The sequence below is a fragment of the Bacillus sp. UMB0893 genome (assembly GCF_002858905.1).
Lineage (GTDB): Bacteria > Bacillota > Bacilli > Bacillales > Bacillaceae > Bacillus_P.
Genome location: NZ_PKLB01000006.1, coordinates 62,216 through 86,269 on the forward strand (window position 1 = coordinate 62,216; position 24,054 = coordinate 86,269).

28 protein-coding genes and 1 pseudogene are annotated in these 24,054 nt (G+C 39.2%); 9 read left to right on the forward strand and 20 right to left on the reverse strand.

What is annotated here, in order from left to right; genetic code table 11:
- Nucleotides 1–205 precede the first annotated feature (205 nt).
- Nucleotides 206–550 (reverse strand): hypothetical protein, encoded by a 345-nt coding sequence (locus CYJ36_RS13905; RefSeq protein WP_101567872.1) that lies wholly within the window; start codon nucleotides 548–550, stop codon nucleotides 206–208.
- A gap of 266 nt (nucleotides 551–816) precedes the next feature.
- On the opposite strand from CYJ36_RS13905, the gene CYJ36_RS13910 reads away from it, so the two are divergent.
- Together CYJ36_RS13910 and CYJ36_RS23695 are read left to right on the forward strand one after the other, a co-directional pair.
- A complete protein-coding gene (locus CYJ36_RS13910; protein WP_101567873.1) occupies nucleotides 817–1,458 on the forward strand; it encodes a hypothetical protein in 642 nt (213 codons plus the stop codon).
- A 74-nt stretch (nucleotides 1,459–1,532) separates the two neighbouring features.
- Nucleotides 1,533–1,685 (forward strand): hypothetical protein, encoded by a 153-nt coding sequence (locus CYJ36_RS23695; protein WP_180850330.1) that lies wholly within the window; start codon nucleotides 1,533–1,535, stop codon nucleotides 1,683–1,685.
- A gap of 239 nt (nucleotides 1,686–1,924) precedes the next feature.
- On the opposite strand, the gene CYJ36_RS24450 is transcribed toward CYJ36_RS23695, so the two are convergent.
- From CYJ36_RS24450 to dapF, 5 genes and pseudogenes are all read right to left on the reverse strand, one after another.
- Nucleotides 1,925–2,176: a hypothetical protein gene (locus tag CYJ36_RS24450; RefSeq protein WP_257962483.1), complete on the reverse strand. Its 252-nt coding sequence runs from the start codon at nucleotides 2,174–2,176 to the stop codon at nucleotides 1,925–1,927.
- Entirely contained in the window at nucleotides 2,173–2,700 is a 528-nt protein-coding gene (locus CYJ36_RS24455) for a hypothetical protein (RefSeq protein ID WP_257962484.1), read from the reverse strand. The genes CYJ36_RS24450 and CYJ36_RS24455 overlap by 4 nt, the downstream gene beginning before the upstream one ends.
- 212 nt (nucleotides 2,701–2,912) lie before the next feature.
- Nucleotides 2,913–3,943: pseudogene (locus CYJ36_RS13920) on the reverse strand (tyrosine-type recombinase/integrase).
- Nucleotides 3,944–4,115: 172 nt separating this feature from the next.
- Nucleotides 4,116–4,478, reverse strand: a complete 363-nt coding sequence (locus tag CYJ36_RS13925; RefSeq protein WP_101567874.1) for a HesB/IscA family protein — start codon at nucleotides 4,476–4,478, stop codon at nucleotides 4,116–4,118.
- 81 nt (nucleotides 4,479–4,559) lie between these two features.
- The gene (dapF, locus tag CYJ36_RS13930; RefSeq protein WP_101568136.1) at nucleotides 4,560–5,423 is read right to left on the reverse strand and encodes a diaminopimelate epimerase; all 864 of its coding nucleotides are present in this window, start codon (nucleotides 5,421–5,423) and stop codon (nucleotides 4,560–4,562) included.
- A 258-nt stretch (nucleotides 5,424–5,681) separates the two neighbouring features.
- Between dapF and CYJ36_RS13935 the strand changes: the two genes are divergently transcribed.
- A complete protein-coding gene (locus CYJ36_RS13935; protein WP_101567875.1) occupies nucleotides 5,682–6,380 on the forward strand; it encodes a DUF2225 domain-containing protein in 699 nt (232 codons plus the stop codon).
- A 173-nt stretch (nucleotides 6,381–6,553) separates the two neighbouring features.
- Here CYJ36_RS13935 and CYJ36_RS13940 read toward each other — a convergent pair whose 3' ends face one another.
- Complete coding sequence (locus tag CYJ36_RS13940) at nucleotides 6,554–6,790, reverse strand: YuzB family protein (protein ID WP_101567876.1); 237 nt, start codon at nucleotides 6,788–6,790, stop codon at nucleotides 6,554–6,556.
- A gap of 279 nt (nucleotides 6,791–7,069) precedes the next feature.
- On the opposite strand from CYJ36_RS13940, the gene CYJ36_RS13945 reads away from it, so the two are divergent.
- Nucleotides 7,070–8,137 carry an NAD(P)/FAD-dependent oxidoreductase gene (locus CYJ36_RS13945; protein WP_101567877.1) on the forward strand — a complete coding sequence of 356 codons (1,068 nt, stop codon included), beginning with the start codon at nucleotides 7,070–7,072 and terminating at the stop codon, nucleotides 8,135–8,137.
- 376 nt (nucleotides 8,138–8,513) lie between these two features.
- On the opposite strand, the gene CYJ36_RS13955 is transcribed toward CYJ36_RS13945, so the two are convergent.
- On the reverse strand, nucleotides 8,514–8,840 hold the full coding sequence (locus tag CYJ36_RS13955) for a DUF1462 family protein (RefSeq protein ID WP_101567879.1): 327 nt from the start codon (nucleotides 8,838–8,840) through the stop codon (nucleotides 8,514–8,516).
- Nucleotides 8,841–9,059: 219 nt separating this feature from the next.
- Between CYJ36_RS13955 and CYJ36_RS13960 the strand changes: the two genes are divergently transcribed.
- The gene (locus CYJ36_RS13960; protein ID WP_101568137.1) at nucleotides 9,060–9,281 is read left to right on the forward strand and encodes a NifU family protein; all 222 of its coding nucleotides are present in this window, start codon (nucleotides 9,060–9,062) and stop codon (nucleotides 9,279–9,281) included.
- 45 nt (nucleotides 9,282–9,326) lie between these two features.
- Here the strand turns inward: CYJ36_RS13960 and CYJ36_RS13965 are convergent, their stop codons facing one another.
- The 7 genes from CYJ36_RS13965 to yutH all read right to left on the reverse strand — a co-directional run bounded on the left by CYJ36_RS13965 (nucleotide 9,327) and on the right by yutH (nucleotide 17,279).
- A complete protein-coding gene (locus tag CYJ36_RS13965; RefSeq protein ID WP_101567880.1) occupies nucleotides 9,327–11,315 on the reverse strand; it encodes a S9 family peptidase in 1,989 nt (662 codons plus the stop codon).
- Between the two features lie 183 nt (nucleotides 11,316–11,498).
- Nucleotides 11,499–12,434, reverse strand: coding sequence for a homoserine kinase (thrB, locus tag CYJ36_RS13970; RefSeq protein WP_101568138.1), 936 nt, complete (start codon nucleotides 12,432–12,434; stop codon nucleotides 11,499–11,501).
- Nucleotides 12,431–13,489 (reverse strand): threonine synthase, encoded by a 1,059-nt coding sequence (gene thrC, locus CYJ36_RS13975; RefSeq protein ID WP_101568139.1) that lies wholly within the window; start codon nucleotides 13,487–13,489, stop codon nucleotides 12,431–12,433. The genes thrB and thrC overlap by 4 nt, the downstream gene beginning before the upstream one ends.
- Nucleotides 13,489–14,787 carry a homoserine dehydrogenase gene (locus CYJ36_RS13980; protein ID WP_101567881.1) on the reverse strand — a complete coding sequence of 433 codons (1,299 nt, stop codon included), beginning with the start codon at nucleotides 14,785–14,787 and terminating at the stop codon, nucleotides 13,489–13,491. The genes thrC and CYJ36_RS13980 overlap by 1 nt, the downstream gene beginning before the upstream one ends.
- 220 nt (nucleotides 14,788–15,007) lie before the next feature.
- Nucleotides 15,008–15,181, reverse strand: coding sequence for a hypothetical protein (locus CYJ36_RS23700; protein WP_180850331.1), 174 nt, complete (start codon nucleotides 15,179–15,181; stop codon nucleotides 15,008–15,010).
- A 37-nt stretch (nucleotides 15,182–15,218) separates the two neighbouring features.
- Nucleotides 15,219–16,199, reverse strand: coding sequence for a 2-hydroxyacid dehydrogenase (locus CYJ36_RS13985; RefSeq protein ID WP_101567882.1), 981 nt, complete (start codon nucleotides 16,197–16,199; stop codon nucleotides 15,219–15,221).
- Nucleotides 16,200–16,262: 63 nt separating this feature from the next.
- Nucleotides 16,263–17,279 (reverse strand): spore coat putative kinase YutH, encoded by a 1,017-nt coding sequence (yutH, locus tag CYJ36_RS13990; RefSeq protein WP_101567883.1) that lies wholly within the window; start codon nucleotides 17,277–17,279, stop codon nucleotides 16,263–16,265.
- A gap of 197 nt (nucleotides 17,280–17,476) precedes the next feature.
- Between yutH and CYJ36_RS13995 the strand changes: the two genes are divergently transcribed.
- Nucleotides 17,477–17,977, forward strand: a complete 501-nt coding sequence (locus CYJ36_RS13995; RefSeq protein ID WP_101567884.1) for a phosphatidylglycerophosphatase A family protein — start codon at nucleotides 17,477–17,479, stop codon at nucleotides 17,975–17,977.
- 262 nt (nucleotides 17,978–18,239) lie between these two features.
- Here the strand turns inward: CYJ36_RS13995 and CYJ36_RS14000 are convergent, their stop codons facing one another.
- From CYJ36_RS14000 to CYJ36_RS14010, 3 genes are all read right to left on the reverse strand, one after another.
- A complete protein-coding gene (locus CYJ36_RS14000; RefSeq protein WP_101567885.1) occupies nucleotides 18,240–19,010 on the reverse strand; it encodes a TIGR01457 family HAD-type hydrolase in 771 nt (256 codons plus the stop codon).
- Nucleotides 19,011–19,088: 78 nt separating this feature from the next.
- Complete coding sequence (locus CYJ36_RS14005) at nucleotides 19,089–19,526, reverse strand: DUF86 domain-containing protein (RefSeq protein ID WP_101567886.1); 438 nt, start codon at nucleotides 19,524–19,526, stop codon at nucleotides 19,089–19,091.
- Nucleotides 19,527–19,543: 17 nt separating this feature from the next.
- The gene (locus tag CYJ36_RS14010; protein ID WP_101567887.1) at nucleotides 19,544–20,851 is read right to left on the reverse strand and encodes an EAL domain-containing protein; all 1,308 of its coding nucleotides are present in this window, start codon (nucleotides 20,849–20,851) and stop codon (nucleotides 19,544–19,546) included.
- 181 nt (nucleotides 20,852–21,032) lie between these two features.
- Between CYJ36_RS14010 and CYJ36_RS14015 the strand changes: the two genes are divergently transcribed.
- Nucleotides 21,033–21,299 (forward strand): DUF3055 domain-containing protein, encoded by a 267-nt coding sequence (locus tag CYJ36_RS14015; RefSeq protein ID WP_101567888.1) that lies wholly within the window; start codon nucleotides 21,033–21,035, stop codon nucleotides 21,297–21,299.
- Nucleotides 21,300–21,349: 50 nt separating this feature from the next.
- A complete protein-coding gene (locus tag CYJ36_RS14020) occupies nucleotides 21,350–21,637 on the forward strand; it encodes a cytosolic protein (protein ID WP_101567889.1) in 288 nt (95 codons plus the stop codon).
- A gap of 54 nt (nucleotides 21,638–21,691) precedes the next feature.
- On the opposite strand, the gene CYJ36_RS14025 is transcribed toward CYJ36_RS14020, so the two are convergent.
- Nucleotides 21,692–21,967 (reverse strand): YutD family protein, encoded by a 276-nt coding sequence (locus CYJ36_RS14025; RefSeq protein WP_101567890.1) that lies wholly within the window; start codon nucleotides 21,965–21,967, stop codon nucleotides 21,692–21,694.
- A 114-nt stretch (nucleotides 21,968–22,081) separates the two neighbouring features.
- Between CYJ36_RS14025 and CYJ36_RS14030 the strand changes: the two genes are divergently transcribed.
- The gene (locus tag CYJ36_RS14030) at nucleotides 22,082–22,750 is read left to right on the forward strand and encodes a YhcN/YlaJ family sporulation lipoprotein (RefSeq protein ID WP_101567891.1); all 669 of its coding nucleotides are present in this window, start codon (nucleotides 22,082–22,084) and stop codon (nucleotides 22,748–22,750) included.
- Nucleotides 22,751–23,029: 279 nt separating this feature from the next.
- Here the strand turns inward: CYJ36_RS14030 and lipA are convergent, their stop codons facing one another.
- Entirely contained in the window at nucleotides 23,030–24,025 is a 996-nt protein-coding gene (gene lipA, locus CYJ36_RS14035) for a lipoyl synthase (RefSeq protein ID WP_224768183.1), read from the reverse strand.
- Between the last annotated feature and the right edge of the window lie 29 nt (nucleotides 24,026–24,054).

Here is a 24,054-nt window from a genome sequence, read left to right on the forward strand (position 1 = left end):
CACTACGAGGCATTCTGAGCATCTATGGGTGTGTGCAGAATACTAAACTCATTATTAATTGGATTTACAATTCTTCCACTAACCTGGTTCGTGACCATAATACAAAAAAGCGTTCCTTCATATTACAGAACCGCACCTGTTAGCTATCCATGAATCGCAAAATTTAGAACCTCACCACAGAGAATGAAAATACAATCCTAAAGGGTCAATTTGTATGGGAAAAAAAATCGCGAAATTTTCTCTTTAGAATGTCTATAAGTGATTCAGTATTATGATGATTTTCATTTGAAGGTTTAGTTTGTGTTGGTAGATTTTGATGCTTATTATCTAAATTATTCGATGTTGGTTTGACATAAGATTCTTGAGTAAATTGCTCTTCTATCGTTTTACTATCTTCTTTTATTCCATTTATCTCAGTTTCCATTGATTTCTCTTTTGCTTTTTTTAATGCTTCCTTATATCGGTTGACTTGGTTTTTTGTGATTATCGTTTGCTCTTTTTGTTGTATAACAATACCTCGGATAAAACTAAAATCTGATTTATTCCCCATGATAGTTATCACCTTTCCATTTTATTACTAAAACATATGTCAGAAATCCAACAATATCTTGGACTTTCCCCTATTTTTATAAAATTATAGTAGGTTATTTAAAATTCACTAAAAAGTATGTTGTAAAGAACTAAGTCGTTGAGTTATTAGATTTTTTCACCATTTATTATCCTATTTTTAACGAATTGGTAAAGAAGTCCAAGCTAAGTTCTACTTTTTTCATACATTACATTGAACTTTAATACTTTAACAAAGGAGTGAAATAAATGGATTTAATCAAAATCGAAGATATACAAAATTTAAAAGAGGGCGATGCATATTTTATAAATGTGGATGAAGAGAGGCGTCCACAAATTTTAGAAGCGTTAAAAAATCTCAATGCTGAAGAAGCAACTGATGGAGACGTTATAGCAGAACAAGTTACTATCCCTTCATGTGGTCCTGAAATATGTAATCCTCTTGTTCCGTTTTGTATCACAGCGAGCAGGCCGAATCTGCCAGGTGGACTTACTGCTGGTGGTTTCTTTTTTGCATTCGATTCCAGCTGCGTTCAATGTGTTATTGAACCTTGTTTACTTCCAAATGCTATTGTTGAAAATCCATGTCTAGGTGAGCCACCAATCACTGGATGTGAGGTTGCTGTAAATCGTGTACGTGCTGTTGGGTGTATCAGAGGTTTCCTTAGTCCTATATTCATACCATCTTGCGGTGGCGGATTCGGAGTTGCAAATAATGAAGAAACATTTTGTGTAAACAATGTTATCTGTTTTACATGTAATGAAAACCCTTGTCCTGACTTCTGCAATACAATTGGTGTAGTTTTTACAGCAATCATTGAATCAGGGTCACCTTGTGGAAATTCCCAACTCTCTGTGGTTGGCAATTTTGTTCTCCCATCTTGCGTTTAATATATACCCTACTAAAATTACGGGGCATATGTTATCAAGAAAGATGGATAAAATTGATGAAGAGGATGAAGTTCATGGGATGCGGTTGTGGCGGTGGGAAACGAATTATTACTGATTTAAAGCAATTACAATTGAATCAAAAGCATCGACAAATGATTAAAAACCTTGAAAGATACAGACAAGAAAACAATACAAATCCTGATAAAAAAGAAACTAAAGATAAATAATAGAGAAACTTTTTTGAATAAATTGCAGATGAACAAAGAAGGTAAGCCATTGTCCAGTTGCTTACCTTCTTGTTAGCACTAATATCTATTTTCAATTTAACTTTGTATTATCGGAAGAGCGAAAGGGATTATATATTTATTCTTAATAAAATCACAGTTTTATTAGTTTTTGTGCAGCCAAGTTTTAGATTACAACTATGTTCATTTATCCTCACCAATTATAAAAAAGAGAGCCTCAATCAAGAGACTCCAAAGTGTTTGTTATATCCTTTCATGTTATACAAATCTAGCAATTGACTCATCCGCTCAATATACAGATTCTGCAAATGTAACCTCTTAACATCTAGGTCATAACATGCAAATATATCCTCAAGTTCTTGCTGTGTGTAGAAGAGTCTAATCAGTTCTTCCTCTTCCTTAGTACCAAATTCAATCTTCTGCTCCTTGTATTCCTTAAGCTTTTGCTTGTGGCGTTTTTCTGCCTTTTTCATGATATTAGCTTACGCTTAAGAAAATAGTCAACTTCATTTTTACTAATAAATAGGTCTTTATCATTCAGATAGATTTCTAATGCACCAATACAATACGTTTCAAGATATCGCTGTACTGCTTTACTTGTAGCCTTCAATATCACAGCGTATTCTTTCCAGTAATACTTGTTGCCTAGGATATTACCATTTTCGTCCTTAACTTCTGCTAATGCCTGTTTCCATTCACGCTTAAAGTTTTTTACCTTTTTAGCATTACGATGTGCTGTTAGATTGAATTCAACTACATCATGTTTGTTCATCAAATCCCGTATAATTCTTTGAATTTCTTTCATTATTTGAGGATTGATATTAACCTTTCCCTCTTTGGTATATCCCTTCCAGTTCTCATAGAATAAAATGATACCACATTTTTTCATATGCTCTAAGGTTTTAGCTAATTGTCCATATATCTCTATGCAATGTGCTGTGAACTCATCTAATAACTTAGTTTGACCTTCTTCAATGATGCCATGCTCAATTACCATGTTAATATGTTTTTCATATTCAATAATACTTTGCCTAGAACACAATAGGTCATATTCAAACTCAGTGATTTTATGGAACGCCCGATATTGTAATTAAGAAATATCATATCGATCGTAATTTTTATCGACTAATGCTTTTGGCATGCTTGGTTTAAACTACACCAAAAAGAGCAGCCACAATGACCGCTCCTTTAAGCTATTAAACATTGACTTTACCTTTTCCTAGTTACCATCTTCATCACAGGTGAAAACATATCATGGCTTCTTCTAAGGTCATCCGTATCCATCTGAATATAGCGTCGCATTGTCCTAATATCTGACCATCCACCCATTTTCTGAAAAGTGAACGCATCACAACCATTAAGAGTCATATTCTTTGCCCAAGTATGTCTGTAGACATGAGCAGTGACTTTTTTATCCTTGATACCAGCGTTTTCTGCATAATATTTTAAACGTTTATTGAAGTGATTCTGTCTGAGCGGCTCTCCATAAGATGAAAGATAAATCCTATCTGTTGAAAATGCTTTTTATTTTCATTAATCAGTTGCAACAGTAATTTCACTGTATGTGCTGAAATCGGGACAATACGTGGTTTTCGGTTCTTATTTTTCTCCCCTCCAAGGGTAATAAACCTTGTTTGTAAATCAACATCCCCTGTGCGTAAGCTTAAAAGTTCATTGGCTCTAATTCCGCTGTCTAATAACAATATCATGGCTACATAATCCCTATATCCCACATAATCCCTTTGATTTGGTTGTCTCAGTACCTCTTTAACCTCATCATCTGGGAAACAGTTTGTTAGGTCTATATCCTGTTTTAATAACCTCACACCTGACATTGGATTAACTTCAATTAAATCTTCCCGCTCCAGAAAATTAAACATAGCACGATACACCCTGAGTCGAATATTTATGGTTGTTTCAGATAAGCCTATACCTTGTTCACTCTTGATGAATTTATGACCATCATACTTTGGTGTATCATATTTCAAATAGTTAATGTAGTCCCGAAAAATCAGTGGCGAAAGTTCATCTACCGTTTCAATTTCATAGGTCTTTTGAAGCCAAGTAACAAAATACTTCCAATCCTTCCGATAATCTTTTAATGTCCTCTCTCTCAATCCCTCTGCACTTTTCCCCGCAATAACTAGGTCAATCGCTTGTTCCATTGTTAATTTCGGATAGTCCTTTTGATTAGTCATTTTTCCTACTGGTTTCCATTTAACTCTCTTGTTTAATGACATAAAAAAACCTCCTCAAATAGTTATGTTTTAGAACATTAACTATCGAGAAGGCATGTAATTCACAACCTTGATTTTAGGCTTTTAGAGTTGTTATTACATCATTTGAGGCTTGTGTTCACTCAAAATTACCATGTAATTCATAACCGCTAGCCTAACCCTTAACAATTATTTATCAGCACTCTTCAGGAGTACCTGTATTCGTTGCCGTTCTAAAAGATGAACCGCAGCCGCACGAAGCAATTGCATTCGGGTTATCAATGGTAAATCCGCCGCCCATTAAGGATTCTTTAAAATCAATCTTTGTTCCTTTTAGAATGAGAGAGCTTTCTTTATCAACAAGCACATTGATTCCGTGAACTTCAAACTGAGTGTCATCATCATTTGGTTCTTGTTCAAAACCCATTCCGTAAGATAAGCCGCTGCAGCCGCCGCCCTTTACGCCAACACGTAAAAAAGACTGCTCTTCACCGTTTTCCTTCATCATATCTTTTATCTGATAAGCTGCCGCTTCTGTGATTATTACAAAATCATTCATTTTCTGATTCCTCCTTTGCCAATGTCCAAAGGCTATATAATAAGTATACCTTTTCTAAAAGGAACACTCAAATAAACACACTTACTCTTTATCATAAAAATAAGTGCCTGTACAAATGACTTCTGCCGGACCTGTCATCATGACATTTCCCTGTTCTGTCCAATTAATGAGAAGGTCGCCCCCTGCTAAATGGACAGTTGTATCCACTCCGCGTTTCGTATGTCCATTCAGAACAGATGAGACTACAGCTGCACATGCTCCTGTACCGCAAGCTTGTGTGACGCCTGAACCTCTCTCCCATACTCTAAATTGAATATCGTTTTCGGCTGTAACTTCCACAAACTCAACATTTATACTTTCTGGAAAAAGAGGATCTTTCTCTACTCTTGGACCTAACGTTAGCACTGGCGCTTCTTCAATGCTGTCCACGTAGAAAATGAGATGTGGATTTCCCATTGAGACAGCTGTTGCACGATAAGCCTGGCCATCAAATTCTAGCTGTTCATTTATTACTTTTGCGTCAGAAGTGCCTTGCATTGGGATTTCACTGCGATGAAGCTTTGGCTGTCCCATATCAATGGTCACACTTTTCACTTTATCATCTGCAACTGTCAGTTTTGCATGAACAAGACCGGAAAGTGTTTCAATTGCAAATTCTTTCTCATCTGTCAGTTTATTCTCAAATGCATATTTTGCCACACAACGAAGTCCATTTCCGCAGTTTTTGCCTTCCGAGCCATCACTGTTGAAAATTCTCATTTTAACAGGAGCGTTATCAGAGGGACAGATTAAAATAAGGCCATCAGAACCGATACCTGTATAAACATTGGATACTTCTCTTGCAAGCTGTGGAAGCTCCTCTTCTTCAATCTGTTCTTTAAACATATTTACATATATATAATTGTTTCCCAATGCATGCATTTTTGTAAATTGAAATTGTTTCATCATGGTCTCCCTCTTTTTTTCTTTTTATAAGTATAAAATGCTGGAAACAGGAGCACAATAGAAATATCCCCCGTTTGTTATAGATAATAAAAGCTCCCTGATTTTGTGCAGGGAGCTTTTATTCGTGGATCTAGTTGTATGCCCTTAGGTTGCTTCGCATAAGTTTCTGTTATACAAGCAGAAATATATAATACTTTATACCTATTTATAGTATCATTATCATACAATATACCCGTTCGTTTGGAAGGAGTTATTCCAATGACTAAGATCGATTATTTATATGATAAAGAAATTAACTGTCCTATTTGCAAGTATACATATACTACTAAAAAAATTAAAAGCAGCTACATCCGTGCAATCAGTCATGACAGCGACTTCTGTTCTTATTATAGTCACAGCGAATATAATCCGCTTCTGTACTATGTATGTGTATGTCCATCATGCGGCTATTCCATGTCAGATGAATTCTCCCCACTTTTCCCTCCTCGGACAGCTGAGGTCATCAATGAAAAAATTAGAGCCAATTGGGGCAGCCTCCATTACGGATCTAAACGAAATGTCAAAGAGGCCATTCACACATACAAGCTCGCCATTTATTCAGGCGTCCTTAAAAGAGAGAAGCATGTAACAATGGCAGGACTTTATTTAAGACTCGCCTGGATTTACAGAACTTATAAGATGGAATTGCAGGAAGAACGTTTCGTTAAGTTAGCTTTAGAAGAATATATCTCTTCTTATATAAACGATGATTTTTACGGAACCCATCTTACGGAAACGAAAATTCTTTACTTAATAGGAGAGCTTAGCAGAAGAACAAATCTCGAATCCCAAGCCGTTCGATATTTTTCCAAAGTCATTGAAATGCAGCAGAAGACGAAAGAAAAAGCCATCGGTGAAATGGCTAAAGACCGCTGGCATGAAATGAGACAGCTGAAGCAGAGCTGTTCAATCGGATAAATAAAAACGTTAGAATAGCGCAAGCGCCGTTTAGCGCAGGCATGATAGATGAGAATCCGGCAGAAAAGTCCTGTTTTGACTTTTCCTGCGGAGTTGGGCGATTCCGCTCGCCATCAATGCTCAAAATTTTATACTTTCTAAATAAAAACGCGCACAAATTTGTGCGCGTTTTTTTAGAACATAGGATTCTCATCCAAATAATCATATATGTTTTTAACTAACTCTTCAGATGATTCCCCAGTTACAATTTCACCGTTTACAAGGGCGTAAAGAGAAGCATAGCATTTTCCGCAATATCCGAGACATCCGTATTCAATAATGTCCAGATTAGGATCCTTTTCTAACTTTTCCAAAGCAGCTTGTGAACCGTTTGCTAAATTGCTAATACAAAATTCTATTATTGGTTTCAAACTTCATCACCTCACACCTGCATTCCTATGCTACCTCTTTCTATGTCCTATCGTCAATAAATAACGTTTTATGTTATACTTTTTTCATAAATATCCGCAAAGTGATTTACTATTGGGAAGCATAATAGAATAATGGATGACTTTTTCATAACATATTGTGGTTTACCATCAAATTCGTTATACTTTTATATGGCATATTGCAAAGGTTTTCTTACGAATTATTTTACCTATATATAAGAATATAACTCACTATAAGAGGAGAAAAAAGGGGAATCTGCAATGAAGAACTTAGTAATTCTTGGCGGTGGATACGGCGGCATGCGCGTCCTTCATCGACTTCTTCCAAGTCAGCTGCCTGAAGATGTGCAAATTACACTCATAGATAAAAATCCCTACCATTGTCTAAAAACGGAGTATTACGCGCTGGCTGCGGGAACGATTTCAGACCATCACATTCGCGTTGATTTTCCAGAGCATGAGCGTCTGAACGTGACATATGGCGAAATCACTTCCGTCGATCTCGAAGAAAAAAAGGTTCATCTTAGCAATCAGGAACCGATTTCATATGATGATCTTATTATTGGATTAGGCTGCGAGGACAAGTATCATAATGTTCCTGGTGCAGATGAGTATACGTACAGCATTCAAACCATTGATCAATCAAGGGAAACGTATCAGCTTTTGAATAATCTCAGCGGCGGCGCTTCTGTTGCAATCGTTGGCGCAGGACTCAGCGGGGTAGAGCTTGCAAGTGAACTGAGAGAAAGCCGAAAAGACCTTAAAATCACATTATATGATCGCGGCAAAAACATTTTATCAAGCTTCCCTGAGCGTTTAAGCAAATATGTTCAAGGCTGGTTTGAAGATCATGGTGTTAAAATTATTAACAGTGCCAATGTGACGAAAGTGGAACAGCATGTTCTTTATAACCATGACGAGCCTGTTACTTTTGATGCAATCGTTTGGACAGCTGGAATTCAGCCAAATAAAGTGGTAAGAGATTTGCCTGTCGATAAAGATCCTCAGGGACGTGTTGTACTTACGAAACAGCACCACCTTCCTCATTATGAAGACGCATTTGTTGTTGGAGACTGTGCAAGTCTTCCTCATGCACCTAGTGCACAGCTGGCAGAGGCACAGGCTGAACAAATCGTTCAAGTATTGCTCAAAAAGTGGAATGGCGAAGAATTGCCTGAAGATTTCCCTGCCTTCAAGCTTAAAGGCGTGCTTGGATCTTTAGGAAAGAAACATGGCTTTGGCCTTGTTAATGACCGCCCGTTAATTGGACGTGTCCCTCGTTTGCTTAAGTCAGGGATTCTGTGGATGTATAAGTATCATAATGGGTGAAAGACCACCCGTGATAACGGGTGGTTTTCTCTGTGGCTTTTCCCCGTTTTTTGGGCACCATTCCGCTTGAATGGGGTCATGGATTTCGCTTTTTCCGATTTCCAGGGCACCATTCCTCTCGATTGGGGACATGGATTTCGCTTTTTCCGATTTCCAGGGCACCATTCCTCTCGATTGGAGACTTGGATTTCGTTTTTTCCGATTTCCAGGGCACGTACCATTCAGATGGGATTCTTAAAATATTGGTTGGTGGACCAAATATTATTTAACACCCCGGAAGAATTTTTTTAGTACCTCACTGACAGCTTTTTGGAACCCTAAGCTATCCTAGTAATTAACAAGAAAAAACAGCGAAGCTCTTAGCACCTCGCTGTTTTTATGATGCAGAAACGTAGCCATGCTTCTCCATTTCCGCATAAATCGTTTTTAATTTAGGATTCCCTTCGCCTACTACAACTCCTTCAATTACGACCAAAGGATAAAAATACTCTTCATTTACAACTTTTTCGGAAAAATCCTTCTTTTCCAAATCATGCTGCGGCAAAAACACATCCACATACTCTATTTTAAACTGCTGCTGCGGGAATTTTCTTCTGAGCGCTGCTTCCAGCCACTCACACGTTTCTTTTGATGATGGGAGATTCACACAGCTTGGACACAGCACCTCTGCTCCATAAACACGGACTTCCACTTGTTTGATCATCGTATCCCCCCTGTTCTTATATTCAATTGTAAGGGAGAAAACGCTTTTTTTCCATGAAAATTTCAATGTAGAAAGTATCCATTTTTATTCAGTGCGGAATATGTTAAAATAATGGCATTAACAGATATTACTTCAATCATATGAATAGATTTCCGGCTGTTTTTTGAATATAATAGAAGGATAAGGAAGGAGTCGATCAGGTTGACAACAGAAACTCAAATGGTAGAACAAGTACAGGAAGTATTAGATAAATTGCGCCCATTCTTGCTTCGCGACGGCGGGGATTGTGAACTCGTAGATGTAGAAGACGGTATTGTAAAATTGCGTCTTTTAGGGGCTTGCGGAAGCTGCCCAAGTTCAACAATTACACTTAAAGCAGGGATTGAACGTGCCCTTCTTGAAGAAGTTCCTGGTGTAGTTGAAGTAGAACAAGTATTTTAATGAAATGCAAAAGATGGTGAGCAGGCTCACCATCTTTATTTGTATTTACAGATACTCATTAAACCAATTTTTAATATGATTTAAACGGTCAATCCGAAGCTTTGGATGGCCGCTTCGCGATAATTCATGATTCGCTTTTGGAAAACGGACGAATTTTGTTTCTTTTTTCAATCGTTTTAAAGCAATATATAATTGCTCAGCCTGCTCTACCGGGCAGCGGTAATCTTTTTCTCCGTGCAAAATGAGGAGCGGTGTCTCTACGTTTGTGACATATTTTAATGGGGAGTGATGCCACAGCTTGTCAAAATCATTATTCAAATCGCCACCGATTTCCCACTCAGTAAAATAATAGCCGATGTCACTCACACCGTAAAAGCTGATCCAGTTGCTGATTGAGCGCTGTGTCACAGCGGCTTTAAACCGATTTGTATGCCCCACAATCCAATTTGTCATAAATCCGCCATAGCTGCCGCCTGTTACACCTAATCTCTCTTTATCGATATAATTATAAGTTTCAAGCGCATAATCAACCGCACTCATTAGATCCGTATAGTCACTTCCTCCGTAATCCCCTCGAACCTGATCAACAAAATGCTGTCCATATCCATGGCTTCCGCGCGGGTTTGTATAAAGGACGGCTTTGCCGCTTGCAGCAAGCATTTGAAACTCATGAAAATAAGTATTTGCATACATCGCATGAGGACCGCCATGAATCTCAAGAACAAGCGGATATTTTTCTCCATTCTTAAATCCGACAGGCTTCATGATCCATCCATGCAGTGCTAAACCATCTTCTGCTGTCCATTCAATTGTTTCTGGTACAGCAAGTTCAATTTCCCTTAAAAACTCTTTGTTTACATCTGTAATCTGACGGCTTCCTCCAGTGCTGAAGTCAAAGAAATATAAATCCCCCGGATGGTCAGGACGGCTGATTCCGAGTATGGCTGTATGGGTGCCAGGATGAATGGTTAAGCCATACACATGCTCGTTTTCAAATCTTACAGGGAGAGTTTGTCCCTCAAGTGATCCATAATACACACCTGTATTTCCTTGATCCGTTAGAATGAAGTAAAATCCTTGGCTGTCTTCAGTCCAAATAAGTCCAGGATACACACTGCCAGAAATAAAATCGGCAACTACCGCATCACTGATATGAACATCCCATTCTGACGAATAACAAGCCAGCTCTTCAGCCTCAGTCTTATACAGCCAAATTTTTGAGAAGGTTGCACTCTGGTATTCTTTTTCATGACCTAGAAATGCAAGAAATTTTCCATCAGGAGACCAGGACAGGTTTCCGAAAAAACCATTGCTGTTTGTAAGCTTCTTTTGTTCGTGATTTTCTAAAGATAAAATAAAGACATCGGAGATTAGTGTAAAATCTGGTTCATCTGTCATATTTGAAGTAAATGCTATTGATTTCCCGTCTGGTGACCAGGCGCCATCATTATAATCAAATTCCCTTGAACCGATTAGCTCCAGATCCCCCGTCTTCACATCGACAATCGCAAGCTGATTTTTGGAATTCTTTACAAATCCTGCTGCATCGGACTTATATCTCATATCCTCGACCACGAGAGGCTCTGGCTGTTTCTTTTCATCTTTCTCTTTTTCTTCCAATGTGTCTGAAGGTGCCAAAGAAAGAGATACTAACAGCTGATTTCCATCAGGACTCCACACAGGTCGAGAAACAGCTAGATGGTCCTTTGTCAGTGCTTTCGCTTCCCCGCCTGATGCTGACATGACAAATAGCTGACTCTTCCCATTGCGATTTGATAGAAAAGCAATTTTGCTGCCATCAGGTGACCATCTTGGATATGTATTTCTGTCTTCACCATATGTCCATTGAATGGACGTATTCTTTTCTAAGTCTGCAATAAATAGATTCGCTATGTATTGATGCTTTTCACCATGAATAGACGTTTGAACGTACACTGTTTTTTTTCCGCAAGGTGATAACTGCGGATCATTGACAGATTTCAGATTATACAAATCCTCAGCTGTCATTCCTCTTTTTTGCTGTACACTTTCCATTTCATAAACACCACGCTTTCTTTAGATTTTGCTAGCATTCTATTTATTTCGACAGACTAAATAAATTCCCTTCCCAGGTGTTTGATAATTCTAATAAAATCCAATTAATTTCGAAAAAGAGACTGCTAAATAAATTCCGAAATTCTTCCTTACGTTAAAAAAGCACCCTCATAAGAGAATGCCTTATCCAATCCAATCCTGAACTTGTCCCGCGCCAGCTTCATAATAAACATTCGAGCCTTCTAAAACTGGCAGTAACTCTTCAACCTCACATTTTGGAAATTGTGATTTAAGAAGCTTAGCAAGTGTCTTTCCCTTGCCCCTGGCAGCAAATGCAATGACAGTAGGTCCTGCACCGCTGAGAGCTGCGCCATATGCGCCAGCAACCATTGCCGCTTCCGTCACCTTCGAAAGCTCTTTGATCAGCGTGCCGCGGTATGGCTGATGAAATAAATCTTTTTGCATCATTTTCCCTGCAAGAGCCCAGTTATTCTGTAAAACGGCTGCAACGAGGACATTGCTCACTGCACTTGCTTCCACCGCCCCGCTGTATTCCAGGTAACCGGGAAGCACGTCACGGGCATCTTTTGTATAAAGTTCATATGGAGGAACTACGACAACGAGGTCCACATCCACTTCATGAACAGCGACTAATTCCGTTTCCTGCTCCTGATGCAGGCCAACTACTAATCCGCCATAAAGGGAAGCCCCTGCATTATCAGGATGTCCCTCAATAATGCTTGCCAGATGCAGCTTTTCTTTCATGCTCAGCTGTAAGCCGCATAGTTCATTTGCAAGTTCTACACCTGCAACAATGGCAGCTGCACTGCTGCCAAGGCCCCTTGCCATTGGAATGTCACTCCAGACCTCGACAGTGCAGGCAGGCAAGCTAGATTCATAGGAAGATGCGACTCTTTTAGCCACTTGATAAATAAGATTTTCCTCATTTCTTGGAATACCCCGCATTTCGTGACTCAAAGGAACAAATGTCCATTTTTTTGATGGCGTAACCGAAAGCTCCAAATAACGATTTACAGCAAGACCGACAGAGTCAAAACCAGGCCCCAGGTTAGCCGTACTGCCGGGAACTTTAATCTTTAACATGTCACCTTCCTTCACCATGCACCCACTCCCTTAAGCTGCTCCATAACGGCAAGTTCATCGTTTGGAAGCACAATTGGCTTGATTTCTGAAACATCTACAGCCACGTTTGGATCTTTCAATCCATTTCCTGTTAAGACGGCCACTGCTTTGGCGCCTTTTTGATAGACACCTTTCTTGGCATTCTTTATTAAGCCGGCAATGGAAGCGCATGAAGCAGGCTCTGCAAAAACACCCTCTGTCTTAGCGAGAAGCTGGTATGCTTCAATTATTTCCTGATCCGTTACTTCATCAATAAAACCATTTGATTGCTCAGCTGCGTTTACTGCTTTATCCCAGCTTGCCGGGTTTCCAATTCGAATTGCTGTTGCAATGGTTTCCGGATTTTCAATGACTTGATTTCGGACGATGGCAGCTGCACCCTCTGCTTCGAAGCCGTGCATTTGGGGCAGACCAGTCTGATGAATGCTGTCATATTCTAAAAAGCCTTTCCAATAAGCTGAAATATTTCCTGCATTTCCCACTGGAATAGCTAAAATATCCGGTGCTGCTCCCAGTGCATCACAGAGCTCAAATGCCGCTGTTTTTTGCCCTTCCAGCCGATAAGGGTTTACAGAGTTTACTAGCGTAATAGGAAGCTTCTCAGACATGCTGCGGACCATCGTCAGCGCTTGATCGAAGTTGCCATTAATTGCAATAATCTCAGCCCCGTACATTACAGCCTGTGCCAGTTTTCCAAATGCTATTTTTCCGTCAGGAATGACGATGATGCAGCGCATTTTCGCTCTGGCTGCATAGGCTGCAGCTGCTGCTGACGTATTTCCGGTAGAAGCGCAGATGACAGTATCGCTTCCCTCTTCTTTTGCTTTTGCAACAGCCATCACCATACCTCTGTCTTTAAACGAGCCAGTTGGATTGGCACCTTCTGTTTTAGCATATAATTCAATGCCTAACTTCTCTGACAGAGTTGGCAGCAAAACAAGAGGGGTGTTCCCTTCATTCAGTGTCAATAAAGGTGTTTTATCTGTTATCGGCAAGTAATTCTTATATTGGTTTAAGAGCCCTTTCCACATCATGAATAACCGTTCCCTTCTACGCGATATGAGCTTTTTATTCCATGGACGACTTCAAGATCAAGCAGATTTGCCAGAATTTCCTCAAAGTCCTTATTTGAAGCTTGGTGTGTCACAATCACGATTTCTGCAAGATTGCTATTTTTCAGAGGCAGCTGCAGAATTTTTTCAAAGCTCACTCCTCTTTCAGAAAATAAAGAAGTAATGGTTGAAAATGCCCCAACTTGATCTTTCACATGAATGCGAAGGAAATGCTGAGCATAGATTTCATCGCTTTGCTTTAATGATTTTTCAAATTGGGGCAGAACAGCACTTCGTCCGTTTACCCCAAGTCTCATATTTTTCATGACACCTACTAAGTCAGAAACGACAGCTGTTGCAGTCGGCAAGCTTCCCGCTCCCGGACCATAAAACATCGTTTCGCCAACAGCTTCTCCATATACGTAAACGGCATTATATTCATTGTTGACAGACGCCAGCGGGTGATAATCCGGCAGCAGCGTCGGCTGTACGCTGACTTCCACTTTATTATGATCGCGGTTGGCGATGCCGATCAGTTTCATCGTATAGCCAAGCCTCTTGCTGTAGCTAATATCTTCGTCTGTTACTTCGCTGATCCCTTTTACACTGACATCTTCTAAATCTACATGCATTGAAAAGCCAAGCCGTGCCAGAATTGCCATTTTCCGGGCTGCATCCAGTCCTTCTACATCTGCAGTAGGGTCAGATTCCGCATATCCAAGCTCCTGAGCTTCTTTCAGCACTTCTTCATACGGACTCCCCTGTTTGCTCATTTTTGTTAAAATAAAGTTTGTTGTTCCGTTCACAATCCCCATCATTTTGTTAATGCGATCTGAGGCCAGTCCATCTACTAAACTTCTTAAAATAGGAATCCCGCCTGCTACGCTTGCTTCATAAAATAAATCACATCCATTTTCTGTTGCAGCGTCCAATAGCTCGGTGCCATAGACAGCCATTAGATCCTTATTCGCCGTAACAACATGCTTTTTAGCTTGCAGAGCCTGCAGAATATATTCTTTTGTATGTTCCACACCGCCCATTACTTCTATAACAACATCAATTTCAGGATCGTAAATAACATCTTCAGCGTTTCTCGTCAGCAATTCTTTGCCAAATTCAACTTGTCTTTTTTTATCAACATCCTGTACGAGCACTTTTTTCACTTTAACTGGACAGCCTACCTGGTGCATCAATTTATCCTGATGATCCTCAATAATTTTTACTACACCGGTTCCTACTGTCCCTAGCCCTAACAAACCGACTTGAATTGCTTTCATGATTAGATCCACTCCCTTGATGTCTTTTCAGTAAATACATTTGTTTATGTATGATAGACATTTTCTATTATTGTCATTATAAACAGTGTGCCATTTCTTATCAATAGCGAATTTTCTGTATTTATAATGTAATCGCTTTCTTTGTTGGTTTTGCTGGATTTATATTTTTTGGAAAACATAAAAAAAATGACGTGCGGATGAATCCTCACGTCATTTCCCTCTATTCACGATCAAGCTGGATATCATTCTCACTTTCAATCACTACGTCAATTTGGCCTTTGCGCTCAAGCTTTTCTTTTTCGAGCAAGGCTTCCTCTTCAGTAGAAAAGATTGGGCCGTCAAATACCCTTTCCAAGGTTTCTTTATCAGTGTATTGCACTAGAAAACTATTCATTTCTATACCTCCCGTTTTAAAGACACTATACCCTCTATCATGAGGCAGTAATCTTATTTAATGGGGTAATCGGGGGTTTTCCACTTAAAACTGAGATCAAGTTTTGAACACAGCAGTCAATCATAGCGTGCCTTGTTTCAAGCGTAGCGCTGCCGATATGAGGAAGAGCTACTGCATTTGGAAGCATCAGCAGAGGATGTTTGCTATCAATCGGTTCTTTTTCAAAAACATCTAAGCCTGCTCCTGCAATAACACCTTCTTTTAGTGCTTTGACCAAGTCCTCCTCAACAACCGTTCCGCCTCTTGATGTATTAATAAAAATAGCAGATGGCTTCATTTTATTAAAGCTTTCTGCATGAAACATGTTTTTTGTTTCGTTCGTAAGGGGTGTCATGCATACAACAAAATCTGATTCCTTCAGCAATTCATCAAAGCTTGTGTAGGTTGCCTGCAATTGGTTTTCAGCATCTGTGACTCTTGAACGATTATGGTAAAGAATGTTCATATCAAAACCTTTTGCGCGTTTTGCTACAGCTTGCCCAATTTTTCCCATTCCGACAATGCCGATTGTTTTATGATGAACATCCGCTCCTGCAAGCAGCAAAGGGCTCCAGCTGGTCCATTTTCCTTCCTTTACATAATCTGCCGCTTCAATGACCCGTCGTGCTGAAGAAAGGATCAAAGCAAATGTTAAATCAGCAGTCGTATCTGTTAAGACATCAGGTGTGTTCGTAATGATGACATTTTTGCGGGTTGCATATTCAACATTGATATTGTCGAAACCAACTGCAAGGTTGGCAATCACTCTCAAGTTTTCGCCTATGTCCAGCAGCTCCTCGTCTACTTGATCAGAAAGCATGGTCAGAAGCGCATCTGCTTCTTTTGCTTTTTCAAGCAGCAATTTACGGGGACATGATACATCCTCTTTCTTCCACATCTCCACCTCAGCCACTTCCTTAAGCGCTTTCAGTTTTTCTTCTGGACATTTACGCGTAACAAATACAAGCGGTTTTTTCATCCTCTCACTCTTTTCCGTTTTCTTTTATCTTATCACAACAAGAGTGAGAGGAATGAATGTACATTACAGCCAGTGGATAGCCGGCAAATAGATTTTTTTCGTCCGCATGGATAATAATTGAGCATATGATTTTAGAAATCCTTCATATTTAGAAGACGTCTTCAGCATTTCCCTCAGCTTTGCTTCATAATAGGGCTTATCGCTTTCAGATGACAAATAGTAATCTTCTACGCACTCAAAGTAATGGATAGGCAAAAGCAAACGGCTATATATAAGCCTCCATGAAAAAGGCGACAGCGGTGTTGTCCTGTCGTAATCCTCCAAAAATAAAAATCCTTCCTGTCGCAGTGTATCAGGCTGTTCGAAAAATTGGTTTCTTAAGTATTCGGCGATATCCCTGCTGCAATGATCAAACACCCAATCTGTCGGAATTTTGATCAAACCAGATGTTCTCCATGTATCAGAATTAAACCTGTGGTGGCAGACCGTTGCTGAATCAATGGGCTGCGGTTCATCGTCAAGCTCAGTATCGACTAAATATTGAATGGCGTTTTCAGCAAGACCCATATAATATGGAAATGATTCTGCGAACATTTTTTCAAATGGATCTAGCGGCTGTGAGCTTACTTTCCCCCGCCAAAAGCCTTCGAGCTGATCCGTCCGCTTTTCCCACAGCATCTTCCATTGACCAATTCTGCTCGTCTTTGAAACTTGATATGGAAAGCTCCTCGCTTTTTGATGAAATCTGGCAAGCTCTCTTCCCAACTGTAATACTCGTTCACCTTCTACATATGAGCATTTTAAAATTCCATATTTTCTTTTTTCCCATTCGAAATACAAATTCCCTTGCTTCGTTAACAAAAACACGGCCACAAACGGATCTCCCCGTTCCAGCAAAAATTGGCTCATATGGTACAGCTCATACAGCTCTTCATCTTCCATTTGAGACAAAGGAACAATTAAATAAACAAATTGATGATATGAGAAAGCATCATAATTACCAACTCTGAATGTCTCTGTCACTTTAAGCCCATATTGTTCTCTTATCCATTTTTCCACACGTTTCCCCCCATGAGTCATAGTCCTTATCCTATCGTAATCGCAAGTTTACTGATTTATGTATATTTTGGTTGCTTAGTTACACACTTTTTAAAGATGGATCTTTTCCAGACAAGCTAAAAAAATCATGAATCATTACAAATAACCAATTAATATTTTAATTACACATTCAAAAGGCCGCTTGCGTAAAATAGTAAAAAGAAGATTGGGTGAAATGGATGAAAGAAAAAGAGAAGATGGACATTGTTGAAAAAACAGCAAGACAATGGATTTCAGATCGCGGAGTAAAGGTAGAAGATATCGCAGAACTCGTTTACTTTCTGCAAGTCAAATATCATCCTTCATTAACAATCGATCAATGTTTGGAAAATGTAGATCGAGTTTTGTCCAAAAGAGAAGTACAAAACGCCGTGCTAACCGGCATTCAGCTTGATGTTTTAGCCGAGAAAAAGCTGCTCGAGGAACCACTTCAGACAATTATTGAAACTGATGAAAGCCTTTATGGAGTTGACGAGATTATTGCTTTTTCTATTGTAAACATCTATGGTTCAATCGGCTTTACAAACTACGGCTATATCGATAAAGAAAAGCCTGGAATATTAAAGTTTTTAAACGATAAATCGACTGGTATGGTTCACACCTATCTGGATGATATCGTAGGAGCCATTGCAGCTGCGGCATCAAGCCGTTTGGCTCATCGTGCCCGGAATACGGAATAAGGTGAAAACCGGCTTTGGCCGGTTTTCTTATGTATGAAATGAGGTTTGCATTTGTCTATTTGGACTTTTCATTGGAATCGTCCTTACGTTACTTGCCAAATTGGGACTTTTACTTTCCAGATTGTCACTGATACTAGCGAAATTCAGATAAATACTTTCCGTTTTGTGCCTGATACTTTCTTTTTTCCATTCCCTCCTAATTTAAGGGCGGGTACTGTAAAAAAACAGCACACCTTCCATCGTGGTGTGCTTGCATCCAACGTTATATTTTATCAAACCACTCTGATAATGAATCAACGGTAAAGGTTGGCTTTTCCTCATAATTCAGCAGGTGCTCGCGCAGGGTAACGCCGGTATGAACGAGAAGTGTATCTAACCCTGTATTCATGCCTGCTTTAATATCTGTGTCATAATTATCCCCAACCATTAACGTTTCTTCAGGATTTGTGCCAAGTACTTTTAGCGCCTGTTCCATAATAATGCTTTCTGGTTTGCCAATGAAGATTGGCTGTACAGTAGTCGAAACAGTGATTACAGACGTTAATGAACCATTTCCAGGAAGCAAACCCCGTTCAGTCGGAATTGCAATATCTCCATTTGTTGAAATGAATGTTGCGCCATTTCGAACAGCAATACAGGCTAACGCCAATTTTTCATAATTGATGTCTCTATCAATGCCCGTAACAACAAAATCAGGATTTTCATCAACAAGCTTTAGACCTCGTTCAATGAGTGCCTGCTGTATGCCTTCTTCTCCGATGACATAAACTGCTGCACCCGCTTTTTTCTCATAAATGTAGTTAGCGGTTGCCTGGCTTGTTGTGAACACTTTGTCCTCACTTGCAGGAATATCAAATGTATTTAATTTATCGGCTACCTGCTGGGGGGTTCTCGAGGAATTATTTGTAACAAACAAGTATGGAATTTCTTTTTCTATTAGTAATCTAACAAAGTCGCTCGCTTCTTCAATTCGTTCCTTGCCCCGATACATCGTTCCATCGAGATCAATTAAATAGCCTTTGTAGTTTTTCAATTATCTCACTCCCGCTATGTAAAAAATGAAACGCCTTCTGTAAGAGAAAGCGTCTGCTAATGATACTACTTTTATTCGTTAATGTCTAAAAGCAGATACTGGGCCAAGTTCGTTTTCGAGGTACGATCTTACACGATCCGGAAAATTCTTCAATGCATCTGACTGTTTAACAAAGCTGTCTGACAGTTTCTTATGATCGATGATCAGATATTCTTGCACGAGTACTTTCCGAAAACGAATAACGTCTTTTAAAGCTTCTGCCTCAGTTTCAATCACTACTTTTTCATCGAGCAGAATATCGATGATATCCTCGTAGCTGCCTGGGTCCCTCATAATAAATCCATCAATAATAGCATTGCCGGTATCCAAAACAGACTCTATCATCATATGGGCAAGGCGCTCAAGAGCGTTTTTTTCAATTTTTGTTTTCCAGCCCTCTTGCTCAAGGAACAAAGCAAGGTTTTTTTCAAAATAAATTAATGTTTCTTCAATTTTTTCACGATCTACGAAATACATTTAAGACACTCCCAACTTTATATCACAACTCGTTCTCTTTCAAGTGTACCAGGTTTCGCATAAAAATAACCTTGTGCAAGATCCACTTGGTTTCGGGATAGAACGTCAGCTTCTTCTTTTTTCTCAATCCCCTCTGCTACAACAAGGGAGCCCGTTTCTTTCGCAATTAAAATAAGTCCCTTTAACATAGATTCCTTTACACTGTTTGTATCAATATCTTGAATAACGGACCGGTCAATTTTTATAATATCGGGTAAAATCTCACTGATCGTATGTAAGCTGGCATAGCCTGCGCCTGTATCATCAACTGCTATTCTGAATCCTCTTTTCCTTAATGCCTTTATATTTTCAAGGAAAAATTTCAATCCTTCAATGGAGTCACGTTCTGTAATTTCAAAGATAATCTTCTCTGGAAGAATCTCACTGTATTTTAATAGCAGACTTTCCAATGCAGGGATAAAACGTTTATTTCCAAGCGTAATGGGTGTAAAGTTGATAAATACCTCGTCTTTGCATCCCGTGTCCGTTACAAGGGCAAGTGCCTTTTCAAGAACGATAAGCTCCAAATCAAAAATCATATTGGTCTGTCTCGCTACAGCAAACAAGTGAAGAGGTGATTCAAGCGGCGTGTTATTAGGTCCTCTCGTTAAAATTTCCCATGCTTTTATTTGGTTGGTGGACAGGTCAATAATCGGCTGTGCCAGCAGGGAGATATCTCTTTTTTGTATCACATTGCGAACTTCCAATAACGTTTCAATGTAGCGGGACTGTATTCGCTTTTCAGCCATGGCAGCAGCTTGCTGCTCAGCTTTATGAATAGCATCCTGAATAGAGTCGTCTTGTTTCTCGATAAACATATAGCCAATATCAAATAAGATGTCAAAATAGGGATACTTTTTCTGAAGAATCTTCTTTGCTTCCGGAATAATTCCGCGAATAAATTCTTCAATATATACAACACTTTGTTTGTCTTCATTTATTTGCACGAACATCGTAATGCCATCACTGTAATAGTCGTGCGTAACCAGGAGATCCGCTTGATAGGCAGATCCTTCAATTGCATCATGAAACGCTTTCTTCAAATCCGATCTGAATTCGCTGCGCTGTGAAGTTTCAAGCTGTTCTAACAGATCTCTCATATTCGATAAGCTTGCAACGATTGCAGATACTTGTAAGCCATTTGAAACAGCGGAGTATACTCCTTCCAAAATCGGATTTCTAAGAACGAATTTCGGAGGATAGTAGCGCAAGAACTTCTTTGGCAAGAATAACTTGCTCCATTTCTTACATCTTCTTGATGTTTTTGTCCAAAAACCAATCGTCATGTTCTCAAACCCTTCTGGCTTACACTTTTACGTACATGTATTTTAACACAATTTGTGCTATTTCGACTTTTTTCTTGGAAAATTTTCTTACCCTTTACAAAATATTCACATCATGTTTAAGTATTGGTCCGTGTTTGCTATCATAGAGGGAAAATGAACTGTTTGAAGGGGGAAACGAACAATGCCTGAAAGATTTTATTTATATGATGATACCGTGGAAACAAAAACACGATTTGTCAGCTTTATGGGAGAAAATAATCGCTTTGATTTGGCAATTGTAAAATCAGATCGCTATTACGGAAAGCACCTCGTGCTGAATTTATTAAGCAGCCGTTTTGCCATAATCGGCGAAGATGATTTAAATGAGCCGGGTTATATTGAGCATGCTTTTGACCTTGATGAAGAGGATGCAGAAGAATTAAGGGATTTTTTGTATGAGATGATCTAGGGATAGAGTGATGTCATCCAGAGTAACCTAAGAAAAAAGCAGGTGAAACAATGGATGATAAAGAAAAGCGGGAATACACTGATTTTTCAAATGTAGAAGATATGAGAAATTTTATTCTGCCTGAAATTTTTCCGGAAGGGCCTTACGGTGCACCAAGAGGCAAATATGAACCTGTGGAAAATAAAAGCTCTGAATGGAAAGAAGGACAGCGTTATTACAGTGCGTTTAACTATGAGTTCAAATCGCTGCATCAGAACCTGCCGCGCCAATATCCAGGGGCACATCCCACTCATGATGATCCTGAGAAAAATGAAGAACCTCCCTATACAGGTAAATAAAAATGAAGTTTCGTATGAGAGCGAATTAAAAATAAGCCGGAATTTTTCCACGGCTTATTTTTTTATTCTTTTTAAGACAAAGTGTGCACAGCCAAAATTACAATACTCAAAAATGTATTCGTCTAGCGTGCTTATCTTCGTATCATAGGACGCTTTTTGGTTTTGATCATCAAAAAAACCTTTAAGCCTGAGCTGATTATAACCCCAGTCCCCAACAATGTAATCATACTTATTTAAAATTTCTGAGTAACGTGCTTTAAAGGCTTCTTCATTGAACCCGTTCTTTTCGTCTTTAATGAGCTCAAATGTATGATTTTGAACCGTTATCACTACTATCACCTCACATGAAAGATGCTTTATTTACTATCATAATCGATTTCCCCATCAATTGCTAAGAAAGATTATGGCTGTTTTGGCCAATCTAAGGGTAAGGAGGTGTTTGCGATGAAGAAAATCGCGTTCACGGCGTCGTTATTATGTATGTTAATCATGACAGGATGCCAAAATGCTGCAAGGGAAAATGAATTGTTAGAAGATAGCGGAAATACCGTTAATGTAAATAACGAAAACGGTATGAAAAATGGAAAAAACAATGATTCAGGTTTTGGTTATGTCCGGCATGTAAAAAACAATCTGGCTGAAGAAGATGATTTCAACAAAGTACCTGGTGTTGATCACGACCAAGTTGCTAATGATATTTCAAGCTTAATTGTTCAGCTTCCCAATATTCAGGATGTTGCAACGCTTGTAACCGATGAAGAAGTGCTGATCGCGTATCAGACCGATTCTAAAAATCGAAATGAAACAGCTGATCAGGTCAAAAAAACTGCGATTTCCGTTGTTCCCAGATACTATCATGTATACCTCTCAGATAATCCTGAAATGATTAAGCAAATTGAAGGATACTCAGGTCTTGATCCAAACAACCGGGACATTGATCAAATCATTAATACAACAAAAAAAGAAATGCTGAAATCACCTCAGGGACGTAAATTAAATTCTGGAGAAAATGCAAATGGTGAAGGGTACGGCGAAACGAACGAAAACCTCGATCAGGACATGAAGGATAATTACGAACAGACTAGGTATAAACAGAAAAGCGGAACCGACTGAATAGACCCGACAGACAGATAAGAATTCACCCGAAAAGTCCGGTTTTGACTTTTTGGGGGAATTTGTTCTGGCCGAGGGGCTAGGAGGTGGAGCTGGACAAAGAAAAGCGGAACCGACTGAATAGACCCGACAGACAGATAAGAATTCACCCGAAAAGTCCGGTTTTGAGGGGGAGGGCCAGGAGACGAGGTCTTGATTAACAGCTAAATGAATTCTCTCTTTACTAAAACAAAGTACCCGCATCAAGGATGCAGGTACTTTGTTTAATATTTAAGCCTATTACGCCTGTGCTTGTCTTGCCTTTGTCGCTGCATTTACCTGCTCATCAGCATGGTATGAAGAACGCACAAGCGGACCAGCTTCACAATGGCTGAAACCTTTGCTCATAGCGATTTCGCGAAGTTCTGCGAATTCTTCAGGTGTATAATACTTTATGACTTTAAGATGTTTTTTCGAAGGCTGCAGATATTGGCCAATTGTCATGATATCCACATTATTCGCACGCAAATCATCCATTGTTTCGATGATTTCTTCTTTTGTTTCACCAAGACCGATCATTAAGCTTGATTTTGTCGGAATTTCAGGCTGCATTTCTTTAGCCCGTCTCAAAAATTCAAGGGATCGATCATATTTCGCACGGGCACGAACTCTTGGAGTCAAACGTTTTACAGTTTCAATATTATGATTCAGGATATCTGGTTTTGCATCCATAAGCGTTTTTAAGTTTTCCTCAATTCCACCCATATCCGATGGAAGAACTTCAATGGAAGTAAACGGATTTTTACGACGTACTGCGCGTACTGTTTCTGCGAATACATTCGCACCGCCATCACGTAAATCATCCCTTGCTACAGCTGTAATAACAGCGTGCTTTAAATTCATTAATGCTACTGAATCTGCAACACGCTCCGGCTCTTTCAAATCAAGTTCATTAGGCAAACCTGTTTTGACAGCACAAAAGCGGCAAGCACGCGTACAAACATCACCCAAGATCATAAATGTTGCGGTACGTCTTACAGCCCAGCATTCATGAATATTTGGACATTTTGCTTCTTCGCAAACAGTGTTAAGTTTGTTTTCACGCATAATTTTTTTTAAGCCTGTGTAATTTTCATTTGTGTTCAATTTTATTTTTAGCCAATCCGGCTTTCTCAGGTATTCCTCTTTTTTTGCCATCTGAATCATCTCCAGTATGTATTTATAAGTATTCCTCTGTTTTTTCTGCGAATTAACAGCATAAAAGGAAAATTTCAATAAAGCATGTACATTAGTCACTTTAACATAACAAAGTTAGGTAGGACAAG